Below are 25,093 nucleotides of genomic sequence, written 5' to 3'. Positions count from 1 at the left end.
AGATCGCTGACGCCAGTCATACGCCATCCGCGAAAGTGCTGAGAATTCTGGAAGACGAGAAGATTGAATTTGCTGAACTGACATTACGTCAGGCGCAGGCACATCGTAAGTTCCTGAGTGAACCCTTGTCAGCAGACGTCCGCGCCGAGTGGAAGGCAACAGCCGAAGAAAGCCTCAAAGCACAGGCCGAACTCGAAGCAAACGATGTTCAGCCCTTTGACGAGTTTCTGCATGACTATATGACTCGCTGAATGACCCACTGACAGGCGATTGCGCTCTGCCTGCTCTCGGCCATTAGTTCTGTACGACGAAGTTATTAAAGTACAGGTCATCCACTGACGGAGCCCCTTCCAGCTGAGTCATCACTGCACGGACTTCTTCCAAAGCAATCTGGCGAAGTTCCTCACGCCCCTGAGTCGAATTCATGATCTCTGATTCCTGTGCACTGAACAGCATCACCAGGCTGTTGCGCAGGTAGGGCTTATGGTGAGCGACCGCCGCTCCAGCCTCAGTGGTACTGACCTTAAGCGCAACATCCGTACGCAGATACTTAATCCGGCCGGTACTGCCATAATTAACAACAAATGCAGGTTCAAAGTAGATGTACTGAACCTGAGGCCCAGCAAGGGCCGCTTCGTCTTCTGCAAAAGCCATCACTGGCAACGTCACCAGCAGAGTAAAAAAAAGGCGCTTCAGCATTCCGCGTCTCCGTCACAATGTAGATTATGGTCAAGCTTAGCAGCTGACGCGGATTCCGCTGGGTGCGCGTGATAGACTCTTGACAACTAATTCACGAGTTCACGTAACGACTTATGATGCTGCAACGTCTATTTCCCGCCCCGCTGGTTGCCGGTGGCTATCTGGCCGGTTTTCTTATCTGTGTCCTGCTGCTGGCTTCAGCGTACTACTTTGAATACCAGATGTTCCTCGATCCCTGCCCGCTCTGTATTGTTCAGCGTATTGCCACACTAGGCATCGGCATTGGCTGTCTGCTCGCATTTATTGCCCGCAACACCCGCTGGCCGCATCGCATTGCTCTGATATTCACACTGGCATCGTCCATATTTGGTGTCTGGGTCGCTAACCGTCATGTCTGGCTACAGGGCCTGCCTGCCGACGAAGTGCCTGAATGTGGCCCGAGTGTTGAATACATGGCGGAAGTTCTGCCATTCACCGAACTGGTTACCTTCATGCTTCAGGCCAGTGGCAGCTGTGCGGATATCTCATGGGAATTCATGGCGTTGAGTATGCCGGAGTGGACCCGTGTCATATTCGTTGCATTTACTCTTGTCAGCCTTCTGGGTCTGGCTCGCGCCTGGAGCGCCGACAAGCAGAGTTGATGCACATAACCGCGGTATTGCAAGAAAAAAAACTGAAAAAAGTTGCTTGAAATGCCGCTTTCCACGCGCCTATATTGGTGACACTAAGGCATAAGCAGCACCGTTTTCACAGAGGAATTTTGACATGCTGGAACAATGTAAAAACGCACAGGAACGCTGGGGCGGTGTTCACCAACTGATCGACAAATGGTTGAATGAGCGCCAGAGCCTGATCGTCCTGTTCTGCAACCTCAGCGCCAGCAAGCCGCTGTCTGAAGAGGAACCACTGGCAGAGAACCTGCAGCGTTTCTGTGAAGTTATGATGGATTACTGCTCAGCAGGGCACTTCGAAATTTACGAGCAGCTGATGAATGAAGCCCGTGAATTCGACGATGGCACCATCGACCTGGCAAATGAACACATGCCACGCCTGGAAGCCCTTACCGGCGAATGCGTTGACTTCAACGATACCTACGACAAACACTGCACTCTGGACCAGCTGGCGAAGCTCCCTGCTGACCTGTCGGCCATCGGCGAAGTGCTCGAAGAGCGTTTTCAGATTGAAGACAACCTCATCGAAAAAATGCACAACGTGCATCGTGAGGCGGTTGCCAGCTAAGACAGGAATTCTGTTCTACACTGACAACAGGACGCGCACTTCGCGCGTCCACTGACCGCTCACGGAACAGGTTGTCATGATCCCGCGTTTTATTCTTTTTCTGCTTTCCCTGACTCTTCTCTCTGCCTGTGACAACGCAGCTGAGCCTGAGAAATTCTCTGAGGTCGCGACACAGGGCGTCTACAGCATTCGTATCAATCACTCTGGCACCGCCGCCTTTATCGGCAGTCTGCACCACGGTGGCAGCTACTGGACACTCGATCCTGCTGAGCGTCATTTCGACTGGAACCACACCAGCGACGGTTACAGCAACCTGACCAGTGGTGCCTTTTCGCCCGATGATGCTTACGTTGCCAGCGCCGACAACCGCACGATAGTGCTCTGGGAAGTGGCTACCGGGAAAGCCATCTGGTTCTGGAACGCACCCGGCGACATCGAAGATATTGCTCTGACAGAGAACGGCAACCTCGCCCTTCTCGGAATGCAGGACTACACCGCAACCCTGTTCGATATCCGAAATGGCGGCATCCGCCAGCGCCTGGCCCACGACGGCATTGTTTACGACGTCAGCCTGAGCGCCGATGGTCTGCTTGGCGCCTCTGCCAGTGACGACCTGACGGCCATTGTCTGGAATCTCAATGACGGCTCAGCCATCTCCACACTGAAACACAACAATCAGGTCAAAACCGCCGAGCTATCGCCCAGTGGCCGCCTGATTTTCACCTCAGCCCTACGCGAGGCCGGTCGCATCTGGGATGCGGCCAGTGGGCAGCAATTGATTGAGCTTCCCGGTGGACGCGGACATTTCAGTACGGCACGGTTCGACGCATCAGAACAACAACTCCTGACGGGTAATACATCCGGGCAGATACAGCTCTGGGACGTTCAGACAGGGGCCGAACTTAAACGTTGGCGTGCGACCCCGGGAGATCACTGGGTTGGAAACAACGTTGCCCTGGAAGACGTTGCCTTCACGGACACCGGCGTTGTGGCAGCCGCCGCTAATGGGCGCGTTTATCACATGCAGCGGTGATGACTACCGCTGCTCTTCGGTTGAGTATCGCGACTCCAGCATAGATTTTACCTGCTTCGCCTGATCAATCAGCTCCAGCGCCTGCCCGGGCATAACGATTGGCGAGTCAGGCACCCTAGGCTCGGGAGTGATCAGTTCGTTGTCGGATGTGTCTTCCTTTTTCGTTGCGACCGGCGCCAGAATATTTGCCGCGGTATCGATATTAACTTCTTTGGAAGTAACACCTTCCGGCGCTTCGTTGCCGAAATGCCACTGGCCATTCGCGTCCTGCCATTTATAAAACGTCTGTCGTGTCTGCTCTGTAGAGGCGGGTGGTGTGTAGGCCGAAACCCCGGACGACGAATCGCTGTTCACTTTTTTCATAATGTATGGCGTGCCAATCGCCACAGCGAGGACGCTGAGAAGAAACAGGATCACGGTGAATTTCATAGCAACTCCTTTTGTCGACTCTATTCCGGCAGAACCCGGATTTTTGCAGTATGCTAAAGATTATCCAATAGAGAATTCTATTTTATCACCCATCGCTGAAAGGAAACGATGTCATCTATGACTGCAGGGGTTATCAGTCAACAGCCCAGGGTTTTTACCTACGCCAAAGCGATGCGGGTTCTGGTCGCTAACGCCAAGGGAGGCTGTGGTAAAACCACTCTGGCCACTAACCTGGCCTGTCAGTTTGCCCGTGAAGGTAAGACGACAACGCTTATTGATCACGACCCTCAGGCGTCCGCAACCGACTGGCTGAAGCTGCGTAGTGCCAGGTTTCCAATTATCAATGGTATTGAGGCCGTCAGAGAGCGTCACCGCACGGGTTCGACGCTCAGTTGGCGCATGCGCATCCCCCTGGCGACAGAACGCGTGGTTATTGACACACCAGCCGGCCTGCATGGCAATGCACTGTCTGACCTGATTGCTCAGTCGGATATTGTCATTATCCCGGTCATTCCATCGGCCATTGATATGCGTGCAGCGACGGAGTTTATTGAAGAGCTGCGTAAGACGCAGGCCTACCGTCAAAAAGCCTGTGCCATAGCTGTGGTCGCCAACCGGGTGAAACGTAATACCTTGAGCTTCAGCTCACTGAAATCCTTCCTCGACGACCTGCAGATTCCTTTTGTGACCGCACTGCGCGATACGCAGTTCTACGTAAAGGCCGGAGAGCATGGTTTTGGTGTTGTCGATTTTGACCGACAACACCCCAAAGAACAGGAAGAGTGGCAACCACTTATGGGTTGGTTGAATAAAACGATGCAGGAAATCCAGCAAAACCGAGAATGATGTCAGGCTTCTTCCTCGTAGCCGTACAGATGACGAACCTCGGCCCTGACAGCCGCTTTTGCCCCCATCCTTAACACCTGCCCATGGGCTCCCACTAACGCGTCGAAATCAAGCTGTACCAGACGCTCAAAATCATGCTGTAACGAACCACCTTTGGGCGTCACGCGTTTAAGCCATGGCCCACCTATATTCATCCCACGATGAAACCCAAGCAGCTTGAATACGACCCGCGTAAAGCCTGAAAAGTGTCGCCAGTCGCGGTGATATTGGAGACTGTCAGTGGTGATCAGCAGTCTGTGTTTTTTCACTAACAACGCGGCCTCTGGATAGACTGCATTGCGGTAAACAAAAAACTGGCTGTCTCGGGTAGGGCCGGGCGATGCTTCGTCCACCAACACGTCTATTTCGGGTGAGCTATACGTGCTCTGGCCCGACTGAGCCCAGAAAAGGCATTGATAGCGATCGACATAATACTGATCATCCAGCCCGTGAAAGTCACCAAGCCGGACAACGCGGGCGACCTGCCCCAACGCATCAAGTTCGCGCAGCGCTTCGTCCTGAAGCCTCACAGGATTGACCAACGTGAGCTCTTTGCCTTCTCGTAGAATGATCATGTTGCGGTTAAGGCGCATTCCAGGGCCAACACGGATACTGCCGTGTACCCAGAACACATCAGAGAACAGTTGCTCGATTGGGTCGTGCGGATAGGCGGGTGCGTACATGTTTCCTCCTGAAACTGTGTGTACAGATGTCCGGTTCAGCCCCGCACAAGATCTGCGAGGGCTTTGCATTCCTTTTTACTATTGCAGACTAGCATAAGGTCTGAGGATACGCAGCGGCCCTTATCCGCCGGATTGTCTTTATTTCTGGCCCATAAGATCCCAAGGCCGTAGCGCTCAGCTTCGAGTTCCGCTTTTTTAAGTAATTCGTAGAGATCCCCATGCTCCAGGCGATCAGACTGCCGCCGACGCTGGCGCAATGGCTCGATCATTTCCTGCTTCCAACTCACGTAATCGCTGTCGGAAAGAGATGCCTCGTCCACTTCAAGACCCTGCTCCGATAACCAGAGCACCGTCAGCAACTGCAGAATATCGGCACCGTGTTCATCCTGCATCTTCAGCAGAAGGGCCTCGACTCCGCTGCGTGAGTAAACGCTCAGTGCATAGATCCATAACGGATTCTGCGTTGGTTCAACACTATCGACCATGCTAACAACTTCTCCAAGTTAAACGCGCATCAGGACACTGGAGGTAGTTATACGATAGGTGTATCTTTTTGGGAAATGTGGCGACAGGAAGTCAGGCGGGGAAATAAAAACCCGGCAGATTTCTCTGCCGGGTTGGGTTCGGTTCAGCATCAGAGATGCCGACCTTATTGTAGTAACGGCTCTCACCCCGGAAAACCACAACAAGATCAATATACAGGAGTTCCAGATCCATGCACACCCTCCCCTATACACTTGGGCTCGACATTGGTATTGCGTCCGTTGGAGCGGCACTACTCTCCGACGAGAGCATTCTGGGGATGCATGTCCGTACCTTCAGTGCAGCAGAAACAGATAAAGAAGGCGACCCACTCAACAAAATCCGTAGAGAAGCCCGATCAGCTCGTCGAAGAATACGCCGCCGAGCACACCGCCTACTGCGTCTACGCAGGTTACTTAAACGCACAGGCTTGATTTCAGATACCTCCTTAGAGGTACTCAAAACTTCAAAGACGCCTTGGCAACTGCGGTCAGAAGGCCTGGACAGGCTGCTCTCTCCAAGTGAATTGGCAGCAGCCCTCTACCATATTGTTAAACACCGAGGGTTCCAATCTAATCGCAAAGCCGAGCTTAAAACTGATGCCAAAGCAGGGCAGATGCTGTCAGGAGTATCCGCAAATCAGCAACTCATGCGAGACAAGTCATACCGAACCATTGCTGAAATGGTCTGCAAAGATGATGCGTTCAAAGACCATAAGCGTAATAAAGGCGGTAGTTATCGCAATACCTTTGCCCGCTCTGACCTTGCCGATGAACTTAAAACGCTTTTGAAAAAGCAACGTGAGTATGACAACCCGCTCGCGACCCCCGAGCTTGAAGAAGCGGTACACACATTGCTGATGGCCCGACGCCCTGTTTTCAAGGACGATGACATCGAAAAGCTGGTCGGCTTCTGTACGTTTGAACACGGTGAAAAGCGGGCTCCCAAAGCTGCCTTCAGCAGCGAGCGCTTTATTTGGCTCGGCAAGCTTAATAATCTGCGACTGATATACCCCGGCGAGCAAAGATCTCTGACACCAGAAGAACGCAGCCAGATTATCAACTTACCGTTTACCCAAGCCTCAGTGAAATTCAGCCAGATCCGGAAAAAGCTCGATTTACCAGAATACGTTCGATTTAACCTGGTGCGCTATAAACCGGGTGAAGAAACCTCCAAAAGCGAAACCGCTACCTTCTTCGAAGCAAAAGCCTTTCACGAGCTGAGAAAAACCTACCGGGACTCAGGTATCAGCGAGCTCTGGGAGCGGGATCAGCATGATCCACAACGACTGGATCAGATAGCTACTGCCATGGCTGTCTACCGGGATGATGAACGTATACGTAACGAACTATCCCCACACAATCTTGAAAACGAAGTGGTAGAAGCGGTTCTGAACTGCGACTTTACTCAGTTTATTAATCTATCACTCAAAGCTCTCAATAAAATATTGCCGTATATGGAGCAGGGCAAACGATACGATGAGGCCTGTACTTCCGCTGGTTATCAACATCATTCGCCTCAGCAGCATGATGAGAAATCCGGGCGAATCCCACCCCCGGATAAAAATGTTATCCGTAATCCAGTGGTGTACCGATCACTTAATCAGGCTAGAAAATTAATCAACGCTATCGTAAAACGATATGGTGCCCCGGCAGCCATCCACCTCGAAATGGCACGGGATCTGAGCAAACCCTTCAACGAACGGAAGTCTATCGAACGCGAGCAGGAAAAATACCGGAAGCAAAAAGTGCAGCTCCGAAACGAGTATATAGAGCACTTTGGTACTGAGCCCAATGGCCTCAACCTGCTCAAATTCAGACTATACAAAGAGCAGGATGCGCAATGCGCCTACACTCAAAAAGCGCTGGATCTCAGCCGCTTGAACGAAGCTGGGTACGTTGAGGTTGACCACATCCTCCCCTACAGCCGCAGCTATGACGATAGCTTGCTGAATAAAACTCTTGTTCTCACTGAAGCCAACCGCGACAAAGGCAACAGAACACCATTTGAGTTTATGGGCGGTGATGATCAATCTCAGCACTGGCAGAAGTTTGTTCGCTGGGTGCAGATGAACCCAAAAATCCGGCAGGCAAAACGAAATCGTTATCTGCGTAAAGACTTCTCTGAAAAAGCCGCCCGGGAGTTCCGAGACCGCCACCTAAACGATACGCGCTATATCGGGCGAGAACTGAAGGCCATGATCGAATCCCATGTTCAATGGCATCCGGACTCGAAAAGCAAAGACTGCTGCGTTGTGTTAAGCGGACAACTGACAGCACTCCTTCGCGGGCGCTGGGGCTTTAACAAAGACCGGGCCGCCGGAGACCTTCATCACGCTGTGGATGCCGCCGTAGTAGCCGCAGCGACACGTGGCATGATTCAACGAATGGCCCGGCATTCTAAATTCCACGAGCTTAAAAATGTGCGCACCAGTTATGCTGATCCTGACACCGGAGAGGTAGTTAATCTTGCCGCAGCACGAGACCTGGAAAAGCATTTTCCACTACCGTGGGACAACTTCCGAAATGATACACTTGCCTATCTTAATCCGTCTGCGATCAGCGCAGATGAGTCGGCACAGGAAGGCCGCCGGGGAATACGAGTGTCACGAGCGCCTACCCGCCGCAAGCTAGGTGCCGCGCACCAGGAAACGATCCGCTCGAAAGGCAAAGATAACATCCTGCTAGAGCAAGGCTTATCTGCGGTCAAAACACCGCTAACTAAGTTAACCCTCAAAAACATCGAGAATATGGTCGGCTACGAAGACCCTCGTAATGCAACACTTGTGAAGGTACTCAGAGAACGCCTTGAGGCCTTTAGTGGCGATGGTGCAAAGGCCTTTGCACCTAATCAACCTCCTGTATACAAACCAAGTAAGCCCGGAAAGCAAGCGCCTGTCGTACGAACAGTAAACCTGCTGGCAACCCAGAAAAGTGGCATATCTGTACGCCACGGGGTGGCTGCCAACGATACGATGATCAGAACCGACATATTTACCAAAGACGGTAAATTTCACGCCGTGCCTATCTATGTCGCCGATACTGCGAGTCAGAAAATTCCTAACAAGGCTGTCGTCGCATATAAGCCAGAAGAGGAATGGCCAGAAATGGATGACAGCTATCAATTTCTGTTCAGTTTATATCCGAATGACTGGCTAAAAATCACGCTCAAGAAGCAAAGCTTCGAGGGGTACTACGCAGGTTTGGATCGGGCAACCGGAGCAGTGTCTCTCTGGGCACACGATCGCGATCAAAACAAAGGAAAAAATGGTATGTACCGGAGCATAGGTATTAAAACAGCAGCTTCTTTAGAAAAATGTCATGTCGATATTTTAGGAGAGCTTCACCGTGTGAAATCAGAGCACAGGCAGCCACTCCGTAAAGGCCAGGAGCTCTGATCAATGGGTTGGCGCAGTGTGGTTATCAGCCAGCCTGCGTATCTATCCCTTTGTCGTGGTCAGTTTCATATCAAACTGGCCGACGACTCAGAGGCCTCGGTTCCTCTTGAAGACCTCAGTGCAATTATTCTTGATAACCCCCAAATAACCATATCCCAGCCGATGCTCTGCGAACTTGCTGAAGCTGGTATCGTGGTTGTCACGGTGGATACGCAGCACCTGCCCAATGGCATTTTCCTGCCTTATCAAAGCTATCATCGCACCTTAAAGCGCTTACGCGCTCAGTTGACCCTGCCCCGCCCAACAATCAAACGTTGGCATCAACAGATTATTCAACAAAAAATACGCAATCAGGCGCAGACACTTGCGTACACAGGCCAGGATAAGCCAGTGCAAGCGCTGATGCGTCTCGCAACAAACGTAAAAAGTGGTGACCCAGACAATGTCGAAGGCCAGGCTGCAGCACTCTACTTTCGCTATTTACTTTCTCAGCCTATAAAGCGACGTGTACCTAACTTTTTTAATGGTGCACTTAATTACGGTTATGCCGTTGTTCGTGCTTGTATCGCCCGCTCTATCGTTGCCTCAGGCTTACAGCCTGCGTTAGGGCTTTTTCACGAGAATGAACAGAACGCCTTTAATCTCGCCGACGACCTGATAGAGCCGTATCGGCCATTGTTGGATTATTGGGTATTACAGCACTATCTGGACGAAGAAGAACGGGAACTAACGCCGCAGGATAAAGGCAAGCTGGTCAGTTTTTTACATCAGGACATCGGTAACTGCCTGAACAGCGATCAGGGCTCGGTTTTAGCCAATATAGATCGAATGGTGTCAGGCCTTGCTCAGGCTTGCGAGAATCGAGATAAGTCGCTGTTATGGCTGGCTGCACATCCGAAACAGGATTGATCAGATGAGTAAAGAGACGAGGCGATTTATGCGATTGATAGTCTTCTTTGATTTGCCAGTAACTACGCGGGCCAAAAAACGTGCTTACGTCGTTTTCCGACGTTTTCTGCTAAAAGATGGCTACGACATGCTCCAGTGGTCAGTCTATAGCCGAATCGTCAATAACCGGGACGATGCAAACAAGCACCTCAAAAGACTGGAGCAAAATCTACCCACAGAAGGCTCTATCCGCTGTCTTGAAGTCTCAGAAAAGCAATTTGCCAATATGAAATTGCTCCTGGGAGAGCTGAGTTTTCAGGAAAAACGGGTGACAGCAGACCAGATGCTACTGTTTTGAGAGTAAAAAACACCACTAAAATACAAGAAAAACCGTTGTATTTCAGTGGGTTATGCCCAGCGTATTGTAGTTTTCCGGGGTGAGAGAGGGAACTACAACAGGTGGCTCATGCGGCCCCCGCTATTTCTTATTGTAGTTTTCCGGGGTGAGAGAGGGAACTACAACTTGGTTTTTGCTGTCGGGATCGGCTGCAGCATTGTAGTTTTCCGGGGTGAGAGAGGGAACTACAACCCTGCGAACGGCCCCCTCACAAGCTGGGTAATTGTAGTTTTCCGGGGTGAGAGAGGGAACTACAACAGGCGACGGCCGCCCATGGTATGAGCAGTCATTGTAGTTTTCCGGGGTGAGAGAGGGAACTACAACAGCCCGCGCAAGTGAAAGCTGTGATTACGAATTGTAGTTTTCCGGGGTGAGAGAGGGAACTACAACTGGAGTATTGCCGGGGCCGTCGCCTGAAGCATTGTAGTTTTCCGGGGTGAGAGAGGGAACTACAACGAGAGGCTGGCCACGATAAGAAGCGCCATTATTGTAGTTTTCCGGGGTGAGAGAGGGAACTACAACTCAAAAATTGACTATGAGGAAGCGCAAGGTATTGTAGTTTTCCGGGGTGAGAGAGGGAACTACAACTGGTACTTACAAGCTGTCAGGAATCACAAAATTGTAGTTTTCCGGGGTGAGAGAGGGAACTACAACAATATCTAATCGAATTTGGTCAAACCACTGATTGTAGTTTTCCGGGGTGAGAGAGGGAACTACAACTCTTAATGCTGGTAGAGACACAGCCTGACAATTGTAGTTTTCCGGGGTGAGAGAGGGAACTACAACCGTTATGGTTCGGCCACGATAAACGACTGGATTGTAGTTTTCCGGGGTGAGAGAGGGAACTACAACTTCACACAATGCCACTTCTTCGCCGGCATTATTGTAGTTTTCCGGGGTGAGAGAGGGAACTACAACGTGCAAGTACAAGCACTGGACGACGGCATTATTGTAGTTTTCCGGGGTGAGAGAGGGAACGACAACTGCGCTCGACTAACTGCGCTTAGTCATCACATTGTAGTTTTCCGGGGTGAGAGAGGGAACTACAACTAGTCGTACTGAATACCGTTGATTACGAACATTGTAGTTTTCCGGGGTGAGAGAGGGAACTACAACAAGCCTCCGCAATTAGGTTCATATCCACAAATTGTAGTTTTCCGGGGTGAGAGAGGGAACTACAACCAATCGGCGCGACTATCGATTATGCCGACAATTGTAGTTTTCCGGGGTGAGAGAGGGAACTACAACCACCTGCTTAATCGTCGGAACGGCGTTTGTATTGTAGTTTTCCGGGGTGAGAGAGGGAACTACAACTGCATTGGACTGGGTAGAGCTTCAGCAATAATTGTAGTTTTCCGGGGTGAGAGAGGGAACTACAACTGTGTATAATGACAGAGTGACGCGCCACTGATTGTAGTTTTCCGGGGTGAGAGAGGGAACTACAACTGGGCCGGTGGTTACAATTGCTGGCGAGATATTGTAGTTTTCCGGGGTGAGAGAGGGAACTACAACTACCGGGAAGTTCGCCGCAGTAACGCCTGTATTGTAGTTTTCCGGGGTGAGAGAGGGAACTACAACTGGTCATATCGAATAGCATCTGTCGGGATAATTGTAGTTTTCCGGGGTGAGAGAGGGAACTACAACCATCAACGACCACATGGCACGCTCTTGTGAATTGTAGTTTTCCGGGGTGAGAGAGGGAACTACAACGAATGAATCTGCCGATGGCATCATGGGGCCATTGTAGTTTTCCGGGGTGAGAGAGGGAACTACAACTCCAGAATCTAGGATCTCAATTATCCGCACGCGAAATTGACGCGGCACTCTTGGCCTGAACATCACGAAAATAATCTGTGATACTCTTCTCACAAGGAAATTAAGGCAGAAAATGGATGCAATACGATCACGGCCACAGAACCACACAGCACTTGTTCGAGATGACTCCGCTCGAGGCTGCGATTCAACAATATGAAGAGCTGGCGAACAAGCACTATACCGAGCGCTTAAACATGCTCAAAGCATCAGGTAAAGAGAAGAAACGCGCCGAGGCCAGTTTGGCAAAAGCCCAGCAATTTCTGCTGCAGCAGCGTCGCCATATTCGCAACCTCGCAAGCATCCAGCTTAAACTTGCTGAATATCAGGCATCAGGCAATGAGATAGCCGAGATAGATCCCGAGGCCCTGCTGGAGGAGAAGCACCATCCAACCAAAGTTCTGGCACGCAACATGACAGCCGATGCTAATCCCAGGCCTTCAAGCCGACACTCTGCCCATCACATTGTTGCTGGCAAGGGAATCCACCCAAGAACTGCCGATATTCGCCTGGTTATTCACTTCGCAGGTATTCGCATAAACGACCCCGATAATGGCGTATGGCTACCTATCGGAAAATCAGACAAAGGTCACTGGGCCATGCCCTCTGCTCCAGCTCATTCTGAAATACATACCTTTAATTACGAAACATGGGTTAACTATTTATTAGGGCCTCTCGATAGTGAGGTGACTATCAGGTCTGCACTGAATAGAATCAGAAGTTTGCTTAGAGATGGTCAACAACCACCGCAGGTAACAATGAAAAAAGATACTAGCTGGGCAGGCTACTAATGGGCATCTATTCCCTTCACGCAAACGTTGAACATTACCTGACATTCAATTTGCCCGTCCGCGATCTATTACATGCTTTAAAAGGTAAGTTTCCTCCTAAGCAGATACTGCACTTTTATAAACACAACCTTAGCCTTTCGGATGGCTGGCCTGCTGTGCAGGCGAGCTTTGTAGGTATTGATAGCGTCACTTCCCGCCCTGCCTTACCCGATATAACAACCTGGCTCCCAGGGACAATGATATTGTCACCTCATGCGAAACAACTGCTTGAAGGAGTCCTTACCGAATGTCAGTGGCTCCCAGTCGATACCAAAGATGGGGAGTATTGGGTCGCTTACAGTCGTTCAGTCATCACTGCAGACGAGAATCTTAGTGAAAATATTGTCAACAGCGGGGAAATAATAGATGCAGGCAATCTTAAATTTCCAGATCGCCTGAATGAAAGCACTCAAGCGACTCTATTTAAATCAGATTCTGACGGCTATCGTCAGACATTCGGCAACGATCTGTTGAAAAGTAAGGTAGAAGCAGGAGACCTTAAGGGTATTACTTTTTCCACAGACTTAGTCTCGCCTGCTTACATGTCCGTGTAAGTTGCAGAATAGTCATACCAATTCCCTCGGGCTGAGTTACACCTGATTGGTTCGCTCCCGCTTCTGTGGCAAACTGCGCCGCCATTACCAGCCCCTTTTCTGTGTGTTTTCTATGATCGAGTTTAATCAGGTTTCGTTGCAGCGTGGTACTAACTTTCTGTTAGAGAAAGCCAGCCTGCGCATTCACGACGGCCAGAAACTGGCTCTTATCGGCCCGAATGGTGCCGGTAAGTCGAGCCTGTTTGCTCTTCTCAACGGAGAGCTGACCGTCGACGGTGGCGACCTGAACATGCCTGCGAAGTGGCGTATCGCTCATATGAAGCAGGAAGTCGAAGCCAGTGAACGCTGTGCGCTGGATTATGCCATTGATGGTGACGCACGCTACCGTGAAATTGAAGCCGGTATGGCCAATGCCAGTGACGATAATGAGCTGACCCGCTGGATGGATGCCATGGACGAACACCAGGGCTATCAGATTCCGGTGAAAGCAGAACAGTTGCTTCATGGTCTCGGTTTTTCACAGACCGACCTGAAGCGCTCAGTAAAAGACTTCTCCGGTGGCTGGCGTATCCGCCTGAATCTGGCTCAGGCACTGATGATGCCGTCGGATCTTCTGCTCCTCGATGAACCAACTAACCACTTAGACCTTGAAGCCACTCTGTGGCTCGAAGGCTGGCTGAAAAAGTATCCCGGAACCCTGCTGTTTATCTCGCACGACCGGGATTTTATTGATTCGGTGGTAGACCATATTGTTCACCTGCATAACCGTGAACTGGTGGTGTATCCGGGGAACTACAGCGCCTACGAACGCATCCGTGCGGAAAAGCTGGCCCAGCAACAAACTGTATATGAGAAACAACAGGAACGTGTTGCTGAAATCGAAAAATTTGTCGCACGCTTCCGCGCCAAAGCCAGTAAAGCTAAACAGGCACAAAGCCGCTTAAAAGAACTGCAGCGCATGGAGCTGATTGCTCCGGCGCATGTGGATTCACCGTTCCGCTTTGAATTTCCCTGTCACGAAAAAATGTCGACGCCGTTATTGGCTATCGACAACGCCGATCTGGGCTATGCCGACAAAACTATCCTGCCGCAGGTAAAAATATCCATCGTACCTGGGCACCGTATTGGTTTACTCGGCCCCAATGGTGCGGGTAAATCGACGCTGCTAAAAACGCTTTGCGAAGAAGTCCCTTTGCTCGCAGGCGAGCGCAGTACTGGCGAACACTGTCATATTGGTTATTTTGCACAGCACCAGCTTGAGTCTCTTGATGTGAAGGCAACAGGCGCTCTTATTCTGCAACGCCTGCGCCCGACAGCCAGCGAACAGGAAATCCGTAATTTTCTCGGCGGATTTGGTTTCCATGGTGATAAAGCTTTAGAAGTTATTGAGCCATTTTCTGGTGGCGAAAAAGCCCGTATGGCATTGGCCTGTGTTGCCTGGATGAAACCCAACCTGTTAATTCTCGATGAGCCGACCAACCATCTGGATATTGAAATGCGTGAGGCGCTGGCACTCGCTTTACAGAATTTCGAAGGCGCGATTTTAATCGTCAGCCACGACCGCCACTTACTGAAATCTACCGTTGACGAATACTGGCTGGTAGATCATGGAAAAGTGCAGAGTTTCGATGGCGACCTTGATGACTATCACGATTACCTTAATAAGCGTGAAGCAAACACGCCTACCGCAGAAGGCACTGCTCCTGCCACAACCGAGGTGAAGCAACCCGCTGTAGACCGGAAAGAACAGAAACGCATCGAAGCCGAAAAACGCCAACGTCTGGCACCGATACGCAAGCAGCAACAGGCGGCCGAGAAAAAGATGGAAAAGCTCCAGTCTGAGCTGGCGAACATTGAAGAAACAATGGGCGACAGCGGTCTGTATGACGCCAGCCGCAAAGATGAATTAAACACATTAATTCAGCAGCAGGCGAAGTTAAAAACCGAGCTTGAAGAGATTGAGATGGAGTGGATGGATTTAACCGAGCAATTGGAAGCAGCGGAATAAAACACTCCACGGACACTCAGACAGCGATTAACGCCTGACGCATGGCATTGCGCAGAAAGCCGGGCTTCACTGGTTTATGTAATACCACAATACCGTCATCCGCCAGAGTTTTAATACGCTCAGGCGCGGTATCACCGGTAATCATAAGAGCGGGCAAATTGGAGGAGAGCTGTGTTTGTATGTGCCGGATCAAATCCTGGCCATCCATGGCTCCTGGCAGACGATAATCACTGATCAGAATGTCTGCCCAGTGTGGCTCGGCTTCAAACATAGCCAGGCCCGCCTGGGCATCAGCATAAGCTCTCACTTCACACCCCCAACCCGCAAGCAGTTGCTCGGTACTCTCTCGCACCATGGCATCATCTTCGACGAGTAATACGTTCACGCCGGCAAATATCGCATCTGCAGATACTTGCGGTTTTAAGCCAGAGGGAGCGCCAGAATAAACATCGGAGGTGTCACTTACCATGTCAGCAGGTGTATCGGCTGATACCTCATGCGCGATTGCTACAGTAAGGGTGAATTCAGATCCTTTGCCGGGTTCTGATCTCACCTGCAACTCATGCCCGAGCAGGTTGGCAAGTCGCCGGCATACGGACAAGCCAAGGCCGAGCCCTTTCTGCCGGTCACGCTCAGGATTGTTCAGCTGTACAAATTCCTGAAATATTTTTTCCTGCTGATCCTTCGGGATTCCCATTCCGGTATCAGATACCCGGACAAGTAAACGAGCTGGCTGAGCGACTTCGGTCGAGATGACGACCTCACCCGACTCAGTATACTTAATGGCATTGGTGATCAGGTTTCTCAGGATATTCCCCAGCAGAACAGGGTCGCTGCGAACAGCATATCGGCAAGGTTTGATACTCAGTTTCAGTCCCTTTGCCTCTGCCACGGGTCTGGCTTCAATAATCAGGCTATTGAGCAGTGCATCGAGAGGGAAGTCAGTGACTTCGGCATGTACGTCGCCCGCATCCAGGCGCGATATATCAAGTAATTTCCCTAAGAGGTCGTCTATCGAGGTGACCGCAGAGCGGATATGAGTCGCAAGCTGTTGACCGCGATCGCTGGAGACTTCCTGCCGAAGCCCTTCAGAGAGCAACGACAGTGAATGCACAGGCTGGCGGAGGTCATGACTTGCGGATGCCAGAAACTGAGTTTTCGCCCGGCTGGCAGCGTCGGTAATCTCATACTGCTCGCGCAAAGTCTCGGCCAGGCGCATATTTTTTAACGTCAGTGCCATCATGTCTTTGTAAGTAATACTGCCCGAACGAGCGACTGAATAAGCGACACCAATGTAGGCAAGGAATGCCATACCCATCCCTTTGTACTGAGGGTCAGGTTGAATCAGACACATAATAATCATCGGCATGGTGCTGATAATGAGATAAGCCGTATGACTCAGTAACCAGATAGCATTGGTACTGACCGAGGAAACGGTAACCCCGATGATCAGAACAAATAACAGCGTCTGCTCAGAAAATTCCGCGGGATTAAAAAACAGAACACCGGCACTTCCCCACAGAGATGCCAGCACGAGGACGCCTGACATATACATGCCGCGCCAGAACGAAAGAGAACGGCGCTCATAGTAATTCCGGTAGCACCACAGCAGCCCCGTACCGAACACTTCAAGTCCGACACAGGCGGCATACCATAGGTATCCATAAACAGCACCGGCCGGTGGGCTCTGATTAACAATCAACACCGTTGTTAATATCAGAGTGCCAATCGTGATGGTGCTGATGCGGTCGTAAAGATCATCCGTTGCCCGGCGACGGCGAAACGCATTTATTTCATCATCGCTGAGCTGAATATCGTCTATCGGGCTGGTCATTCAGGCAGTAGTCCCAACCTGCGCACGGCATTCAGACACGCCGTCCGGTTTGTCACGCGGAACAGCCGGAAGACATCACGCAGGTGACCTTTGATCGTGTTCTCTGAGATATCCAGTTCACTGGCGATCACTTTGTTCGACATTCCCTGAGCCAGCAGGTGAAGAATTTCCTGTTGTCGTGGCGTCAGGCGTATATCCGGCAGCGCCTGCTTCTGGCTCTCAATCAGCTCCTGCCAGCCTTCTGGTAAGTATGTGCCGCCATTCAGGACTTCCTGAATGGCTTTGATCAACACCTCTGGCGGTGACGACTTGGGTAAATACCCCAGTGCCCCATGCTCCAACGCTTTGCCAGCGTCCGCTAATGATTCAGACGCAGAGATCATCATGACAGGTGAAAAAACTGACATTTGTTGCAGGCGCCGGATAAGCGTCAGGCCGCTGATACCCGGCAGATTCAGATCCATCAGTATGAGATCGGGTTGATCATCCATCTCATTCAGTACTTGCTCTGCCTCTTCTGCGGTACGGACCTGTGTTGTTTCGCACGGCGCTAAAGACTGCTCCAACAGTCCCGCCAGGCCTCCGGCAAAGAGTAAATGATCATCAACGATGAGGTAGTGCATCCATTCTCCTGTGACATCCGGGGGAACACCGTCCTGCATTGACAGGACTGTCAGCCAGCGACCCCCACACTAAAGTATGGGATAAATGTACCGCAAAAGAAGGCTACGGTTCAGCAGGAAAATATCAGCAAGATAAAGAAGAAGTAGATTAAAGTGCCCCCTGATTATTGCGCCGGAATCACCGCCATCGTCAGACGCGAAATGCAGCTGAGCTTTTCTTCGTCGTTATAAATCCGGATTTCCCAGACCTGAGAGGTACGGCCACGATGGACAATTTTTGCGACTCCAGTGAGAGTGCCGGAGCGAACGCCACGTAGGTGGTTGGCATTAATCTCCTGACCCACCGCATATTCTTTGCTGTTATCGAGGCACATATTCGCTGCCATACTTCCCAGCGTTTCAGCGAACAGAACATTGGCGCCACCGTGCACTAACCCAATCGGTTGAAACGTTCGGGGGTCAGCCGGCATTGTGCCCTTCACCCAATCATCGCCAACTTCAGTAATCTCAATCCCCAGATTGGAGCAGGCAGTATTTTCCATCGCTTTGTTAGCCGCCGGGATATCTGGGGTAGAGAACCATATAGTCATAGTATTCGCTCGTGTGATGATAAAAACGAGAAGCGTAAGACAGTTCAGGCCACAGAACCAGAGGCGCCAGCGCGACGAACTGTTCCAGTAAGACCTCCGCGCCACCAACACCATTTTGCGCCAGACTAGGCTTTTGCAGCCATAAAGTAAGCCCTGCCCAATCTTTACGGCACGGATGTGCGAGCGTACGCCAAGTTTCCGGTGCGCCATTGCCACCAGTGGCGCTGAGGTTCAGTGTGTCAGCCACACTCGGGGGACTGCCTGCTGACCACCATCCCAGCGCATAACTATCGCCTGTTCGGTCGCACCAGTACGATCAATGGCAAACCCGGGCCAACCACAGATGCCGGCGGTGTCGAAGCACCGAATTCTGGCGTGATGGTACCCGCAGAGGGCAATGGTTTCGATCGCGAAGCCGCCCAGAAGCGTAAAGGGCGGGTTTTTTATTTTTAAACATTAATGTTTAAAAAGTAACTTCAACAGAGACGTTACCAACCACAGTATCGTTATTCGAATCACTGCGCTGGATATTGAATGCAGCATCGTAGCCGTACACATCCTGTCCTGTAATAGTAATACCAATATCATCAGACGAATCGGCAGATTCATGTGAAAGGTTATTTACTGCATCGAAGAAATAAATATCCCGTTCAGTAAAAGAGTAGGTCTCTGTACTCAGATCGAGAATAGAATCCCCATCGTCTTCGTTGGTAGTCGCTACAGACAACTTGGTTTCTGAGTCTTCGAGGTTGTGCAATCCGGCACAGAAAACATCTTCGCCGGTGACAATCTGGTCAGGGCCCCAATTCCAGCCCATTGAGCCTACCCGACCGGTGCTCTCTTTCAGGCGGATAAATTCACTGCTGGAATACAGGCTGACACCCGGCGCGACGGCAGCTTCGACTTCCAAAGTCAGTACGTTATTCGCCGAACGACTGTACGTTCCAGCGCCCACCGTAGCCACGGCCGTCGATGTCACGCTGCGAATTTCAACGAAGCCACCAGCATTGCAGGAGGCAAATTCAAAGCCACTCTCATACTCTGCACTCTCCCGAATAACGAGAAATTCAAGACGACTCTCATAACGCTTGAAGTCAGGACCGCTGGTATTAGCGTCCGTGTAGGTATTATTACGTACACCAACCCAGGTACCTGTAATTTCATTATCGCCTCTGAACTGCAGCAACTCTGCTGTCGAGCGATAATCGTCCAGAGTAAAATAGGTCAGATCTGTCGGAAAGTTATCCTCATCTGAACTGCTTGAGCCAGAACCACCACCACCGCAGCCGACCATGGCCAGAGTGATAACTGAAAGTGGTAATATTTTTATTTTTTTCATAAGCCCTCCGGCTTAATCGATATTTTTAAAACCTGAAATCAGGCTGCAGCACGGATAATTTCTGCGTACTCTTTGCCCTGAGCATGAGAGTCGATGGTCTCAAGCAAAGTTACACCGTCAGTATTTTTTGCATCCAGGTTGTGACCTTCGGCTGCAAACAGTTTAATAAAATCTGCAAAAGTACCTGGAACCATATGGCGGTATGCGCGAATAACTGCAACATAATCTGCATCTGAACCGTCGTAGCTTTCGGCAACCAGAAATTCACGCAGTTGCGCTTCCGACCATTCACCACCAAATACTTTTTCTTTATCTTTCTTCTGCATTTTCTCTCTCCTAAATACATTTCGTGTAGATAGCCTGCCTCTGTGCCATGGATGGCACAGCGGAGCCCCCATGGATGGGTTTACGGCGAGCCAGAGAAACCCATCAGACTATCTGCACATAATCTCAAACTTTCCGGAACATCAGATCCCAGACACCGTGCCCTTTGTTCTCGCCACGTTTTTCAAACTTGGTGTACGGGCGATGTTCCGGGCGCGGTACATATTCATTTTTACCGGCAACGTTTTCGTAGCCTTCCTGCGCTTCCATGACTTCCATCATGTGCTCTGCGTAGTTCTCCCAGTCAGTCGCCATATGGAACACGCCACCTGGCTTCAGGATACGTCGCAACGTCTGCGCGAATTCTGGCTGTACGATACGGCGCTTATGGTGCTTTTTCTTGTGCCATGGGTCCGGAAAAAACAACTGAACCGTATCAATGCTGTTATCAGGGATCAGCTTCAGCACTTCAATCGCATCGTCTTTGTATGTTCGCAGGTTTGTGACACCGGCTTCTTCCGCCAGGTTCAACAGTGAGCCGACCCCGGGCAAGTGTACTTCAACACCGATAAAGTCTTTTTCTGGCGCCGCAGCGGCCATCTGTACGAGAGACTGACCCATACCGTAACCAATCTCGAGCACAACATGCGCATCACGACCAAAGACCGCAGGCGGGTCAATTTCGCCCTGCTCAAGCTCCAGCCCCATGATCGGCCACTGGCGATCCAGGCCACCCTGCTGACCTTTGGTAAGACGGCCAGCCCGGATAACAAAACTTTTTATGCCACGGCGATATTGTGGCTTGTCGGCATCGCCAACCTGATTAGTGTCAGACACTCGCTTTACTCGCTGTCAGAAGGGGATTGGGGAAGACGGAATGCCGCCAGAATCAGAAATGCCCAGGCAATCAACCAGCTAACGCCTCCGAACGGTGTAATAACACCCAGAAAACGCTGTCCTGTCATGGCCATGGCATAAAGACTACCGCTAAACAGAATCAACCCCAGAGTCATCATAATCGCGCTACGACGAATCCAGGACGCCGGACGCACGTACAACCATGCCGACATTGCCAGCAGGACAACCGCATGCATCAGGTGGTACAACACCCCGGTTTCATACGCTGCCATCAACTCTGGCTCAATGACTCCCTTGAGTCCATGAGCGCCAAACGCACCGAATGCAACCCCAGTAAATCCAGCCACGGCGGCTGTATTCAAGCAGGCTCTGGCTCGCATTGTCTCTCCCCGGAAAAAAGCTCGATTATAAAGCAGACAGAGACTCAGGTCACAGTATTGACCACCATCGGACAGGTTTTTACACCGCGGCGCACTATGTCCGCGCAAGACCTTGATCATGTACCCCTGTCGGCCAGTGTGTTACGGATCTCTGTTCACCCCCGGACACAGCCTCTATCGTCCTTCTCACACTGCGTTTCAATCGCAGTCATAACAATAAAAAAACGACTCATCGGGTAGACCAAATGACGATAACAACAAAAGCTCGCAGGCTGGCGATGGCCCTGACCTGTGGCGCGGGGTTAATAACGACCGCTACAGGTGTATCTGCCAGCGTAGAAGGTTACGCAACCAAGAACGGCGATGCCTGACAGGGTAGCCTTGAACAGGTACTGAAGCTTCAGTTCGTTGCCGATTTCATTGGCAACCGTGGCAATGTAGAACCATTTCTGATTCCCCAGGCAAAGTCGTACTCCATGACGACTTTCCGCAATCAGAGTATCACCATCGACTTTCGGGCAAAGCATCTGACGCCAGAAGGCGAGCCAGACAATAATCTCAGCTGGAGCATCGTAGAGGCACCACTTCATGGCCGTCTCGAAGGCACGCCACCTAACGTGCGTTACATCCCGGATGCCGAGTACACGGGCTACGACCGCATTGTATTTAACGTCAGTGACAACCTCGATGGTGACACCAACGGTACCATCGATATTAAGGTGCAGGGTTCTTACACCAACTTTGAATCCGGACAGGTTCGTCCACTGGTTCTGAACTCGGACAACACTCGCCTGTATGCGCTGAATACACCCGACGGCAAACTGGAAGTCTTTGATGTCAGTGGCGAAACACCTGAGCTGCTGCACAGCGTGCCGGTCGGCCTTGAACCAGTTGCAATCGCTCTGCGCAACGACAACGAAGCCTGGGTCGTAAACCACCTGTCGGACAACGTCAGTTCAGTCTCCTGACCCGGACGCTGAGCCGGTACAGGTTGAGCGCGCTGATGGTGCTTTCTGGCGCGAAGAATCGCAGAAGAACAGCGGCATTTTCCCGGATTTCGACCACTTCTGGGCGTTTGATTTCTTTAATTAAAAATCAAAGCAGCGACGAGCAATCCCGCACGTCGCTGCTCCCCACCTCTACTTCCCTCAAACGAAGCTGTTAGAATGCTCCCCCTGATTCAAACAGTGGGAGCTTCTCGTGAAATACGCAGACCTGCGCGACTTCATCAAGAAACTGGAAAAACGCGGTGAACTGGTTCGTATCAAAGAGCCTGTTGACCCACACCTCGAAATGACCGAACTGGCCGACCGCGTACTCCGCGCTAAAGGCCCCGCCCTGCTGTTTGAAAACCCCAAAGGTTATGACATGCCGGTACTGGCCAACCTGTTTGGCACACCCGAACGTGTGGCGATGGGCATGGGTGAAGATTCCGTTGAGGCGCTGCGCGAAATCGGCAAGCTGCTCGCTTTCCTGAAAGAACCCGAGCCACCCAAAGGCCTGAAAGATGCCTGGTCGAAGCTGCCGATTTTCAAGAAAGTGCTGGCCATGGGCCCGAAAGAAGTGAAAAAAGCGGCATGTCAGGAAATTGTGATTGAAGGCGACGACGTCGATCTTTCAAAGATTCCGGTTCAGCACTGCTGGCCTGGCGACGCAGGCCCGCTAATTACCTGGCCGTTAGTGATTACCAAAGGCCCGCACAAAGAGCGCCATAATCTAGGTATCTACCGCCAACAGGTCATCGGTAAAAATCGCGTGATCATGCGCTGGTTGAGCCATCGTGGTGGCGCGCTTGATTTCCGTGAATGGCAGCAGGAGCACCCGGGTAAACCCTTCCCGGTAACCGTGGCTCTGGGGGCAGATCCAGCGACGATTCTGGGCGCGGTCACTCCAGTGCCCGATACCCTGAGCGAATACGCCTTTGCTGGCCTGCTGCGTGATTCACGCACGGAACTGGTGAAGAGTATCGGCAACAACCTGATGGTTCCGGCGTCGGCTGAAATCGTGCTGGAGGGTGTGATCCACCCAGACGACATGGCCCCTGAAGGTCCGTTTGGTGACCACACAGGGTATTACAACGAAGTGGATCACTTCCCGGTCTTTACGGTTGAGCGTATTACTCACCGCAAAGACCCGATCTATCACAGTACCTACACCGGCCGTCCACCAGACGAACCCGCGATTCTGGGTGTTGCTCTGAACGAAGTCTTCGTGCCGATTCTGCAAAAGCAGTTTCCGGAAATCGTCGACTTCTATCTGCCGCCAGAAGGTTGTTCCTATCGCATGGCGGTGGTCAGCATGAAGAAACAGTACCCCGGCCACGCCAAGCGCGTAATGATGGGGGTCTGGTCATTCCTGCGACAGTTTATGTACACCAAGTTTGTGATCGTGGTCGACGATGACGTCGACACCCGCAACTGGGAAGACGTGATCTGGGCCATTACCACCCGCATGGACCCCGCACGCGACACCACCATGATTGAAAATACGCCCATCGATTACCTCGACTTTGCGTCGCCGGTGTCCGGGCTCGGCTCGAAAATGGGTTTAGACGCGACCAATAAAATGCCGGGGGAAACCAACCGTGAATGGGGTGTACCGATTGTGATGGACGACGACGTCAAAGACAGCGTCGACCAACTGGTCAGGAAAATCGGTAAAGACATTGGTCTGAAATGAGTGATCCGGCCAACCCGAAGGGTGGCAGAACGCACCGGATCACTTTTCAGCCGAACGGTGTCACGATTCGCTGCCGCTCTGATCAGACCATTGCCGATGCGGCCCTCGAACAACGTGTCATTCTGCCCGTAAGTTGCGAGAACGGTATTTGTCATGTGTGCATGGGCGAACGACTGTCCGGTGAACTAGGCTTTCGTAATGAGCTGGGCAACCCAATACTTGAGCAGGATAATCAGGTATTATGCTGCGTAGCTTTTCCCAAATCTGACGTTGAGATTGTTATGACCGATGTATTCGCTCCGGACCACAAACAGCCCGCCACACTTGCCTGTCAGGTACAGTCGGTCGAGCTGCTGGCGGATGACGTTTACCGGGTAATCCTTCTCGCACCTGCCGGCAAGGCTCCGGACTTCTGGGCCGGGCAGTATCTGATGCTGCACATCGGAAACGACGCAAACGAGGAACAGCTACCGTACTCCATCGCTTCTGCTCCCGGCGCCCTCACAGGCAAAGAGCCCCGGGAAATTGAGCTCCATATTGCCGCCAACAGCGACAAGGCAAATGAGGTAGTGAACTTCCTGCAGCAAGCCGTCATCGCACGTGTCACCGTTCCTGCCGGCGACTGCTACATAAACCGGCATTTTCTTGATCAACGCAAAGGGCAACCGTTACTTATGGTGGCTGCTGGTTCCGGGTTCTCACAAATCAAAGCTTTGATAGAAGCGACCCTCGCGCTCGACCCTGAGCGCGAGATTCACCTTTATTGGTCGAACCGTGCAGCAGTCGGCTTCTACCTGCCAGAGTTGCCACAAAGCTGGCAGAACGATTTTTCCAATTTTCATTACCATCCTATTATTCAGCAGCACGCCGATGACTGGAACGGCCGCGCCGGCTGGATTTACGAAGTTATCCACGAAGATTTTGACAACCTGACAAACGTTGATATGTTCGCCTGCGGCTCACCTAACATGGTGTTCGGTACCCTCGACCAATTGGAACCTTTAGGCCTGAAAGAGTCCAATATGCATTCCGACGTGTTTGCCTACGCCAACCGGGCGGATTTTTCAGCGAACAGCTAAGCCGCAATAAA

Annotated in this window: 27 protein-coding genes, 1 pseudogene and 1 CRISPR repeat array; of the genes and pseudogenes, 16 read left to right on the top strand and 12 right to left on the bottom strand. The window is 51.4% G+C overall.

Features of this window, described 5'->3' with window-relative positions; genetic code table 11:
• A pseudogene (locus AC5E51_RS13670) lies at nucleotides 1-251 on the top strand (glutamate--cysteine ligase); the annotation flags it as partial.
• A 43-nt stretch (nucleotides 252-294) separates the two neighbouring features.
• On the opposite strand, the gene AC5E51_RS13665 reads toward AC5E51_RS13670, so the two are convergent.
• A complete protein-coding gene (locus AC5E51_RS13665; RefSeq protein WP_068435799.1) occupies nucleotides 295-699 on the bottom strand; it encodes a flagellar basal body-associated FliL family protein in 405 nt (134 codons plus the stop codon).
• A gap of 113 nt (nucleotides 700-812) precedes the next feature.
• Between AC5E51_RS13665 and AC5E51_RS13660 the strand changes: the two genes are divergently transcribed.
• From AC5E51_RS13660 to AC5E51_RS13650, 3 genes are all read left to right on the top strand, one after another.
• Nucleotides 813-1,340 carry a disulfide bond formation protein B gene (locus AC5E51_RS13660; RefSeq protein ID WP_297531425.1) on the top strand — a complete coding sequence of 176 codons (528 nt, stop codon included), beginning with the start codon at nucleotides 813-815 and terminating at the stop codon, nucleotides 1,338-1,340.
• 124 nt (nucleotides 1,341-1,464) lie between these two features.
• A complete protein-coding gene (gene rsd / locus AC5E51_RS13655) occupies nucleotides 1,465-1,938 on the top strand; it encodes a sigma D regulator (RefSeq protein ID WP_068435795.1) in 474 nt (157 codons plus the stop codon).
• Nucleotides 1,939-2,014: 76 nt separating this feature from the next.
• Entirely contained in the window at nucleotides 2,015-2,971 is a 957-nt protein-coding gene (locus tag AC5E51_RS13650; protein WP_068435793.1) for a WD40 repeat domain-containing protein, read from the top strand.
• 3 nt (nucleotides 2,972-2,974) lie between these two features.
• Here the strand turns inward: AC5E51_RS13650 and AC5E51_RS13645 are convergent, their stop codons facing one another.
• The gene (locus AC5E51_RS13645) at nucleotides 2,975-3,400 is read right to left on the bottom strand and encodes a DUF4124 domain-containing protein (protein WP_068435791.1); all 426 of its coding nucleotides are present in this window, start codon (nucleotides 3,398-3,400) and stop codon (nucleotides 2,975-2,977) included.
• 117 nt (nucleotides 3,401-3,517) lie between these two features.
• Here AC5E51_RS13645 and AC5E51_RS13640 point away from each other — a divergent pair, with 117 nt between their 5' ends.
• Entirely contained in the window at nucleotides 3,518-4,246 is a 729-nt protein-coding gene (locus AC5E51_RS13640; protein ID WP_297531420.1) for a ParA family protein, read from the top strand.
• Nucleotides 4,247-4,248: 2 nt separating this feature from the next.
• On the opposite strand, the gene AC5E51_RS13635 is transcribed toward AC5E51_RS13640, so the two are convergent.
• The 3 genes from AC5E51_RS13635 to AC5E51_RS13625 all read right to left on the bottom strand — a co-directional run bounded on the left by AC5E51_RS13635 (nucleotide 4,249) and on the right by AC5E51_RS13625 (nucleotide 5,685).
• Nucleotides 4,249-4,968, bottom strand: coding sequence for a hypothetical protein (locus AC5E51_RS13635; protein WP_491221923.1), 720 nt, complete (start codon nucleotides 4,966-4,968; stop codon nucleotides 4,249-4,251).
• Nucleotides 4,969-5,003: 35 nt separating this feature from the next.
• Nucleotides 5,004-5,453, bottom strand: coding sequence for a TIGR02444 family protein (locus AC5E51_RS13630; RefSeq protein ID WP_491778702.1), 450 nt, complete (start codon nucleotides 5,451-5,453; stop codon nucleotides 5,004-5,006).
• Between the two features lie 91 nt (nucleotides 5,454-5,544).
• Nucleotides 5,545-5,685 (bottom strand): hypothetical protein, encoded by a 141-nt coding sequence (locus AC5E51_RS13625; protein ID WP_301389020.1) that lies wholly within the window; start codon nucleotides 5,683-5,685, stop codon nucleotides 5,545-5,547.
• Here AC5E51_RS13625 and cas9 point away from each other — a divergent pair.
• The 6 genes from cas9 (at nucleotide 5,684) to AC5E51_RS13595 (ending at nucleotide 15,376) form a co-directional block, all read left to right on the top strand.
• Nucleotides 5,684-8,887 carry a type II CRISPR RNA-guided endonuclease Cas9 gene (gene cas9 / locus AC5E51_RS13620; protein WP_491778701.1) on the top strand — a complete coding sequence of 1,068 codons (3,204 nt, stop codon included), beginning with the start codon at nucleotides 5,684-5,686 and terminating at the stop codon, nucleotides 8,885-8,887. The two genes, AC5E51_RS13625 and cas9, sit on opposite strands and share 2 nt — an antisense overlap.
• 3 nt (nucleotides 8,888-8,890) lie before the next feature.
• On the top strand, nucleotides 8,891-9,796 hold the full coding sequence (gene cas1, locus AC5E51_RS13615; RefSeq protein WP_491778700.1) for a type II CRISPR-associated endonuclease Cas1: 906 nt from the start codon (nucleotides 8,891-8,893) through the stop codon (nucleotides 9,794-9,796).
• A gap of 4 nt (nucleotides 9,797-9,800) precedes the next feature.
• Nucleotides 9,801-10,133, top strand: a complete 333-nt coding sequence (gene cas2, locus AC5E51_RS13610; protein ID WP_491778699.1) for a CRISPR-associated endonuclease Cas2 — start codon at nucleotides 9,801-9,803, stop codon at nucleotides 10,131-10,133.
• 63 nt (nucleotides 10,134-10,196) lie between these two features.
• A CRISPR array of direct repeats spans nucleotides 10,197-11,948; the repeat unit is 36 nt; unit sequence ATTGTAGTTTTCCGGGGTGAGAGAGGGAACTACAAC.
• A 116-nt stretch (nucleotides 11,949-12,064) separates the two neighbouring features.
• The gene (locus AC5E51_RS13605; protein WP_491778698.1) at nucleotides 12,065-12,775 is read left to right on the top strand and encodes an AHH domain-containing protein; all 711 of its coding nucleotides are present in this window, start codon (nucleotides 12,065-12,067) and stop codon (nucleotides 12,773-12,775) included.
• On the top strand, nucleotides 12,775-13,368 hold the full coding sequence (locus AC5E51_RS13600; protein ID WP_491778697.1) for a hypothetical protein: 594 nt from the start codon (nucleotides 12,775-12,777) through the stop codon (nucleotides 13,366-13,368). The genes AC5E51_RS13605 and AC5E51_RS13600 overlap by 1 nt, the downstream gene beginning before the upstream one ends.
• A gap of 112 nt (nucleotides 13,369-13,480) precedes the next feature.
• Nucleotides 13,481-15,376 (top strand): ATP-binding cassette domain-containing protein, encoded by a 1,896-nt coding sequence (locus AC5E51_RS13595; RefSeq protein WP_491778696.1) that lies wholly within the window; start codon nucleotides 13,481-13,483, stop codon nucleotides 15,374-15,376.
• 16 nt (nucleotides 15,377-15,392) lie between these two features.
• Here AC5E51_RS13595 and AC5E51_RS13590 read toward each other — a convergent pair whose 3' ends face one another.
• The 3 genes from AC5E51_RS13590 to AC5E51_RS13580 form a co-directional block, all read right to left on the bottom strand.
• On the bottom strand, nucleotides 15,393-17,210 hold the full coding sequence (locus AC5E51_RS13590) for an ATP-binding response regulator (RefSeq protein WP_301377212.1): 1,818 nt from the start codon (nucleotides 17,208-17,210) through the stop codon (nucleotides 15,393-15,395).
• On the bottom strand, nucleotides 17,207-17,833 hold the full coding sequence (locus AC5E51_RS13585) for a response regulator (RefSeq protein WP_491778695.1): 627 nt from the start codon (nucleotides 17,831-17,833) through the stop codon (nucleotides 17,207-17,209). The genes AC5E51_RS13590 and AC5E51_RS13585 overlap by 4 nt, the downstream gene beginning before the upstream one ends.
• Before the next feature lie 164 nt (nucleotides 17,834-17,997).
• A complete protein-coding gene (locus AC5E51_RS13580) occupies nucleotides 17,998-18,423 on the bottom strand; it encodes a hotdog fold thioesterase (RefSeq protein WP_068435805.1) in 426 nt (141 codons plus the stop codon).
• A 234-nt stretch (nucleotides 18,424-18,657) separates the two neighbouring features.
• Here AC5E51_RS13580 and AC5E51_RS13575 point away from each other — a divergent pair, with 234 nt between their 5' ends.
• On the top strand, nucleotides 18,658-18,876 hold the full coding sequence (locus AC5E51_RS13575; protein WP_491778694.1) for a hypothetical protein: 219 nt from the start codon (nucleotides 18,658-18,660) through the stop codon (nucleotides 18,874-18,876).
• A gap of 10 nt (nucleotides 18,877-18,886) precedes the next feature.
• Here AC5E51_RS13575 and AC5E51_RS13570 read toward each other — a convergent pair whose 3' ends face one another.
• The 4 genes from AC5E51_RS13570 to AC5E51_RS13555 all read right to left on the bottom strand — a co-directional run bounded on the left by AC5E51_RS13570 (nucleotide 18,887) and on the right by AC5E51_RS13555 (nucleotide 21,306).
• Complete coding sequence (locus tag AC5E51_RS13570) at nucleotides 18,887-19,762, bottom strand: hypothetical protein (RefSeq protein WP_488045478.1); 876 nt, start codon at nucleotides 19,760-19,762, stop codon at nucleotides 18,887-18,889.
• A 38-nt stretch (nucleotides 19,763-19,800) separates the two neighbouring features.
• Nucleotides 19,801-20,088, bottom strand: coding sequence for a PA4642 family protein (locus AC5E51_RS13565; RefSeq protein ID WP_068436922.1), 288 nt, complete (start codon nucleotides 20,086-20,088; stop codon nucleotides 19,801-19,803).
• Between the two features lie 124 nt (nucleotides 20,089-20,212).
• The gene (gene trmB, locus AC5E51_RS13560) at nucleotides 20,213-20,923 is read right to left on the bottom strand and encodes a tRNA (guanosine(46)-N7)-methyltransferase TrmB (protein WP_068436919.1); all 711 of its coding nucleotides are present in this window, start codon (nucleotides 20,921-20,923) and stop codon (nucleotides 20,213-20,215) included.
• A 5-nt stretch (nucleotides 20,924-20,928) separates the two neighbouring features.
• Nucleotides 20,929-21,306, bottom strand: coding sequence for a DUF423 domain-containing protein (locus tag AC5E51_RS13555; protein ID WP_245820033.1), 378 nt, complete (start codon nucleotides 21,304-21,306; stop codon nucleotides 20,929-20,931).
• A 263-nt stretch (nucleotides 21,307-21,569) separates the two neighbouring features.
• Here AC5E51_RS13555 and AC5E51_RS13550 point away from each other — a divergent pair, with 263 nt between their 5' ends.
• The 4 genes from AC5E51_RS13550 to AC5E51_RS13535 all read left to right on the top strand — a co-directional run bounded on the left by AC5E51_RS13550 (nucleotide 21,570) and on the right by AC5E51_RS13535 (nucleotide 25,082).
• A complete protein-coding gene (locus AC5E51_RS13550) occupies nucleotides 21,570-21,695 on the top strand; it encodes a hypothetical protein (protein ID WP_297531395.1) in 126 nt (41 codons plus the stop codon).
• 21 nt (nucleotides 21,696-21,716) lie between these two features.
• On the top strand, nucleotides 21,717-22,292 hold the full coding sequence (locus tag AC5E51_RS13545; protein WP_488045545.1) for an Ig-like domain-containing protein: 576 nt from the start codon (nucleotides 21,717-21,719) through the stop codon (nucleotides 22,290-22,292).
• Between the two features lie 232 nt (nucleotides 22,293-22,524).
• Nucleotides 22,525-24,003, top strand: a complete 1,479-nt coding sequence (gene ubiD / locus AC5E51_RS13540; RefSeq protein WP_273089631.1) for a 4-hydroxy-3-polyprenylbenzoate decarboxylase — start codon at nucleotides 22,525-22,527, stop codon at nucleotides 24,001-24,003.
• Nucleotides 24,000-25,082: a 2Fe-2S iron-sulfur cluster-binding protein gene (locus AC5E51_RS13535; RefSeq protein ID WP_491778693.1), complete on the top strand. Its 1,083-nt coding sequence runs from the start codon at nucleotides 24,000-24,002 to the stop codon at nucleotides 25,080-25,082. The genes ubiD and AC5E51_RS13535 overlap by 4 nt, the downstream gene beginning before the upstream one ends.
• Nucleotides 25,083-25,093 lie beyond the last annotated feature (11 nt).

This window comes from Thalassolituus sp., from assembly GCF_984348125.1.
Note: the sequence above shows the minus strand (reverse complement) of the source record. Positions and strands in the feature narration are given on the sequence as shown.

Excerpts from the sequence above, each read along its gene's own strand:
- AC5E51_RS13650 (WP_068435793.1), top strand. The coding sequence starts at position 2,015 with ATGATCCCGCGTTTTATTCTTTTTCTGCTTTCCCTGACTCTTCTCTCT.
- AC5E51_RS13635 (WP_491221923.1), bottom strand. The coding sequence starts at position 4,968 with ATGTACGCACCCGCCTATCCGCACGACCCAATCGAGCAACTGTTCTCT.
- AC5E51_RS13595 (WP_491778696.1), top strand. The coding sequence starts at position 13,481 with ATGATCGAGTTTAATCAGGTTTCGTTGCAGCGTGGTACTAACTTTCTG.
- rsd (WP_068435795.1), top strand. The coding sequence starts at position 1,465 with ATGCTGGAACAATGTAAAAACGCACAGGAACGCTGGGGCGGTGTTCAC.
- cas9 (WP_491778701.1), top strand. The coding sequence starts at position 5,684 with ATGCACACCCTCCCCTATACACTTGGGCTCGACATTGGTATTGCGTCC.
- AC5E51_RS13565 (WP_068436922.1), bottom strand. The coding sequence starts at position 20,088 with ATGCAGAAGAAAGATAAAGAAAAAGTATTTGGTGGTGAATGGTCGGAA.
- AC5E51_RS13625 (WP_301389020.1), bottom strand. The coding sequence starts at position 5,685 with ATGGATCTGGAACTCCTGTATATTGATCTTGTTGTGGTTTTCCGGGGT.
- AC5E51_RS13640 (WP_297531420.1), top strand. The coding sequence starts at position 3,518 with ATGACTGCAGGGGTTATCAGTCAACAGCCCAGGGTTTTTACCTACGCC.
- AC5E51_RS13660 (WP_297531425.1), top strand. The coding sequence starts at position 813 with ATGATGCTGCAACGTCTATTTCCCGCCCCGCTGGTTGCCGGTGGCTAT.
- AC5E51_RS13535 (WP_491778693.1), top strand. The coding sequence starts at position 24,000 with ATGAGTGATCCGGCCAACCCGAAGGGTGGCAGAACGCACCGGATCACT.
- AC5E51_RS13630 (WP_491778702.1), bottom strand. The coding sequence starts at position 5,453 with ATGGTCGATAGTGTTGAACCAACGCAGAATCCGTTATGGATCTATGCA.
- AC5E51_RS13570 (WP_488045478.1), bottom strand. The coding sequence starts at position 19,762 with ATGAAAAAAATAAAAATATTACCACTTTCAGTTATCACTCTGGCCATG.
- AC5E51_RS13550 (WP_297531395.1), top strand. The coding sequence starts at position 21,570 with ATGACGATAACAACAAAAGCTCGCAGGCTGGCGATGGCCCTGACCTGT.
- AC5E51_RS13645 (WP_068435791.1), bottom strand. The coding sequence starts at position 3,400 with ATGAAATTCACCGTGATCCTGTTTCTTCTCAGCGTCCTCGCTGTGGCG.
- AC5E51_RS13600 (WP_491778697.1), top strand. The coding sequence starts at position 12,775 with ATGGGCATCTATTCCCTTCACGCAAACGTTGAACATTACCTGACATTC.
- AC5E51_RS13605 (WP_491778698.1), top strand. The coding sequence starts at position 12,065 with ATGCAATACGATCACGGCCACAGAACCACACAGCACTTGTTCGAGATG.
- AC5E51_RS13590 (WP_301377212.1), bottom strand. The coding sequence starts at position 17,210 with ATGACCAGCCCGATAGACGATATTCAGCTCAGCGATGATGAAATAAAT.
- cas2 (WP_491778699.1), top strand. The coding sequence starts at position 9,801 with ATGAGTAAAGAGACGAGGCGATTTATGCGATTGATAGTCTTCTTTGAT.
- AC5E51_RS13665 (WP_068435799.1), bottom strand. The coding sequence starts at position 699 with ATGCTGAAGCGCCTTTTTTTTACTCTGCTGGTGACGTTGCCAGTGATG.
- cas1 (WP_491778700.1), top strand. The coding sequence starts at position 8,891 with ATGGGTTGGCGCAGTGTGGTTATCAGCCAGCCTGCGTATCTATCCCTT.
- AC5E51_RS13580 (WP_068435805.1), bottom strand. The coding sequence starts at position 18,423 with ATGACTATATGGTTCTCTACCCCAGATATCCCGGCGGCTAACAAAGCG.
- AC5E51_RS13585 (WP_491778695.1), bottom strand. The coding sequence starts at position 17,833 with ATGCACTACCTCATCGTTGATGATCATTTACTCTTTGCCGGAGGCCTG.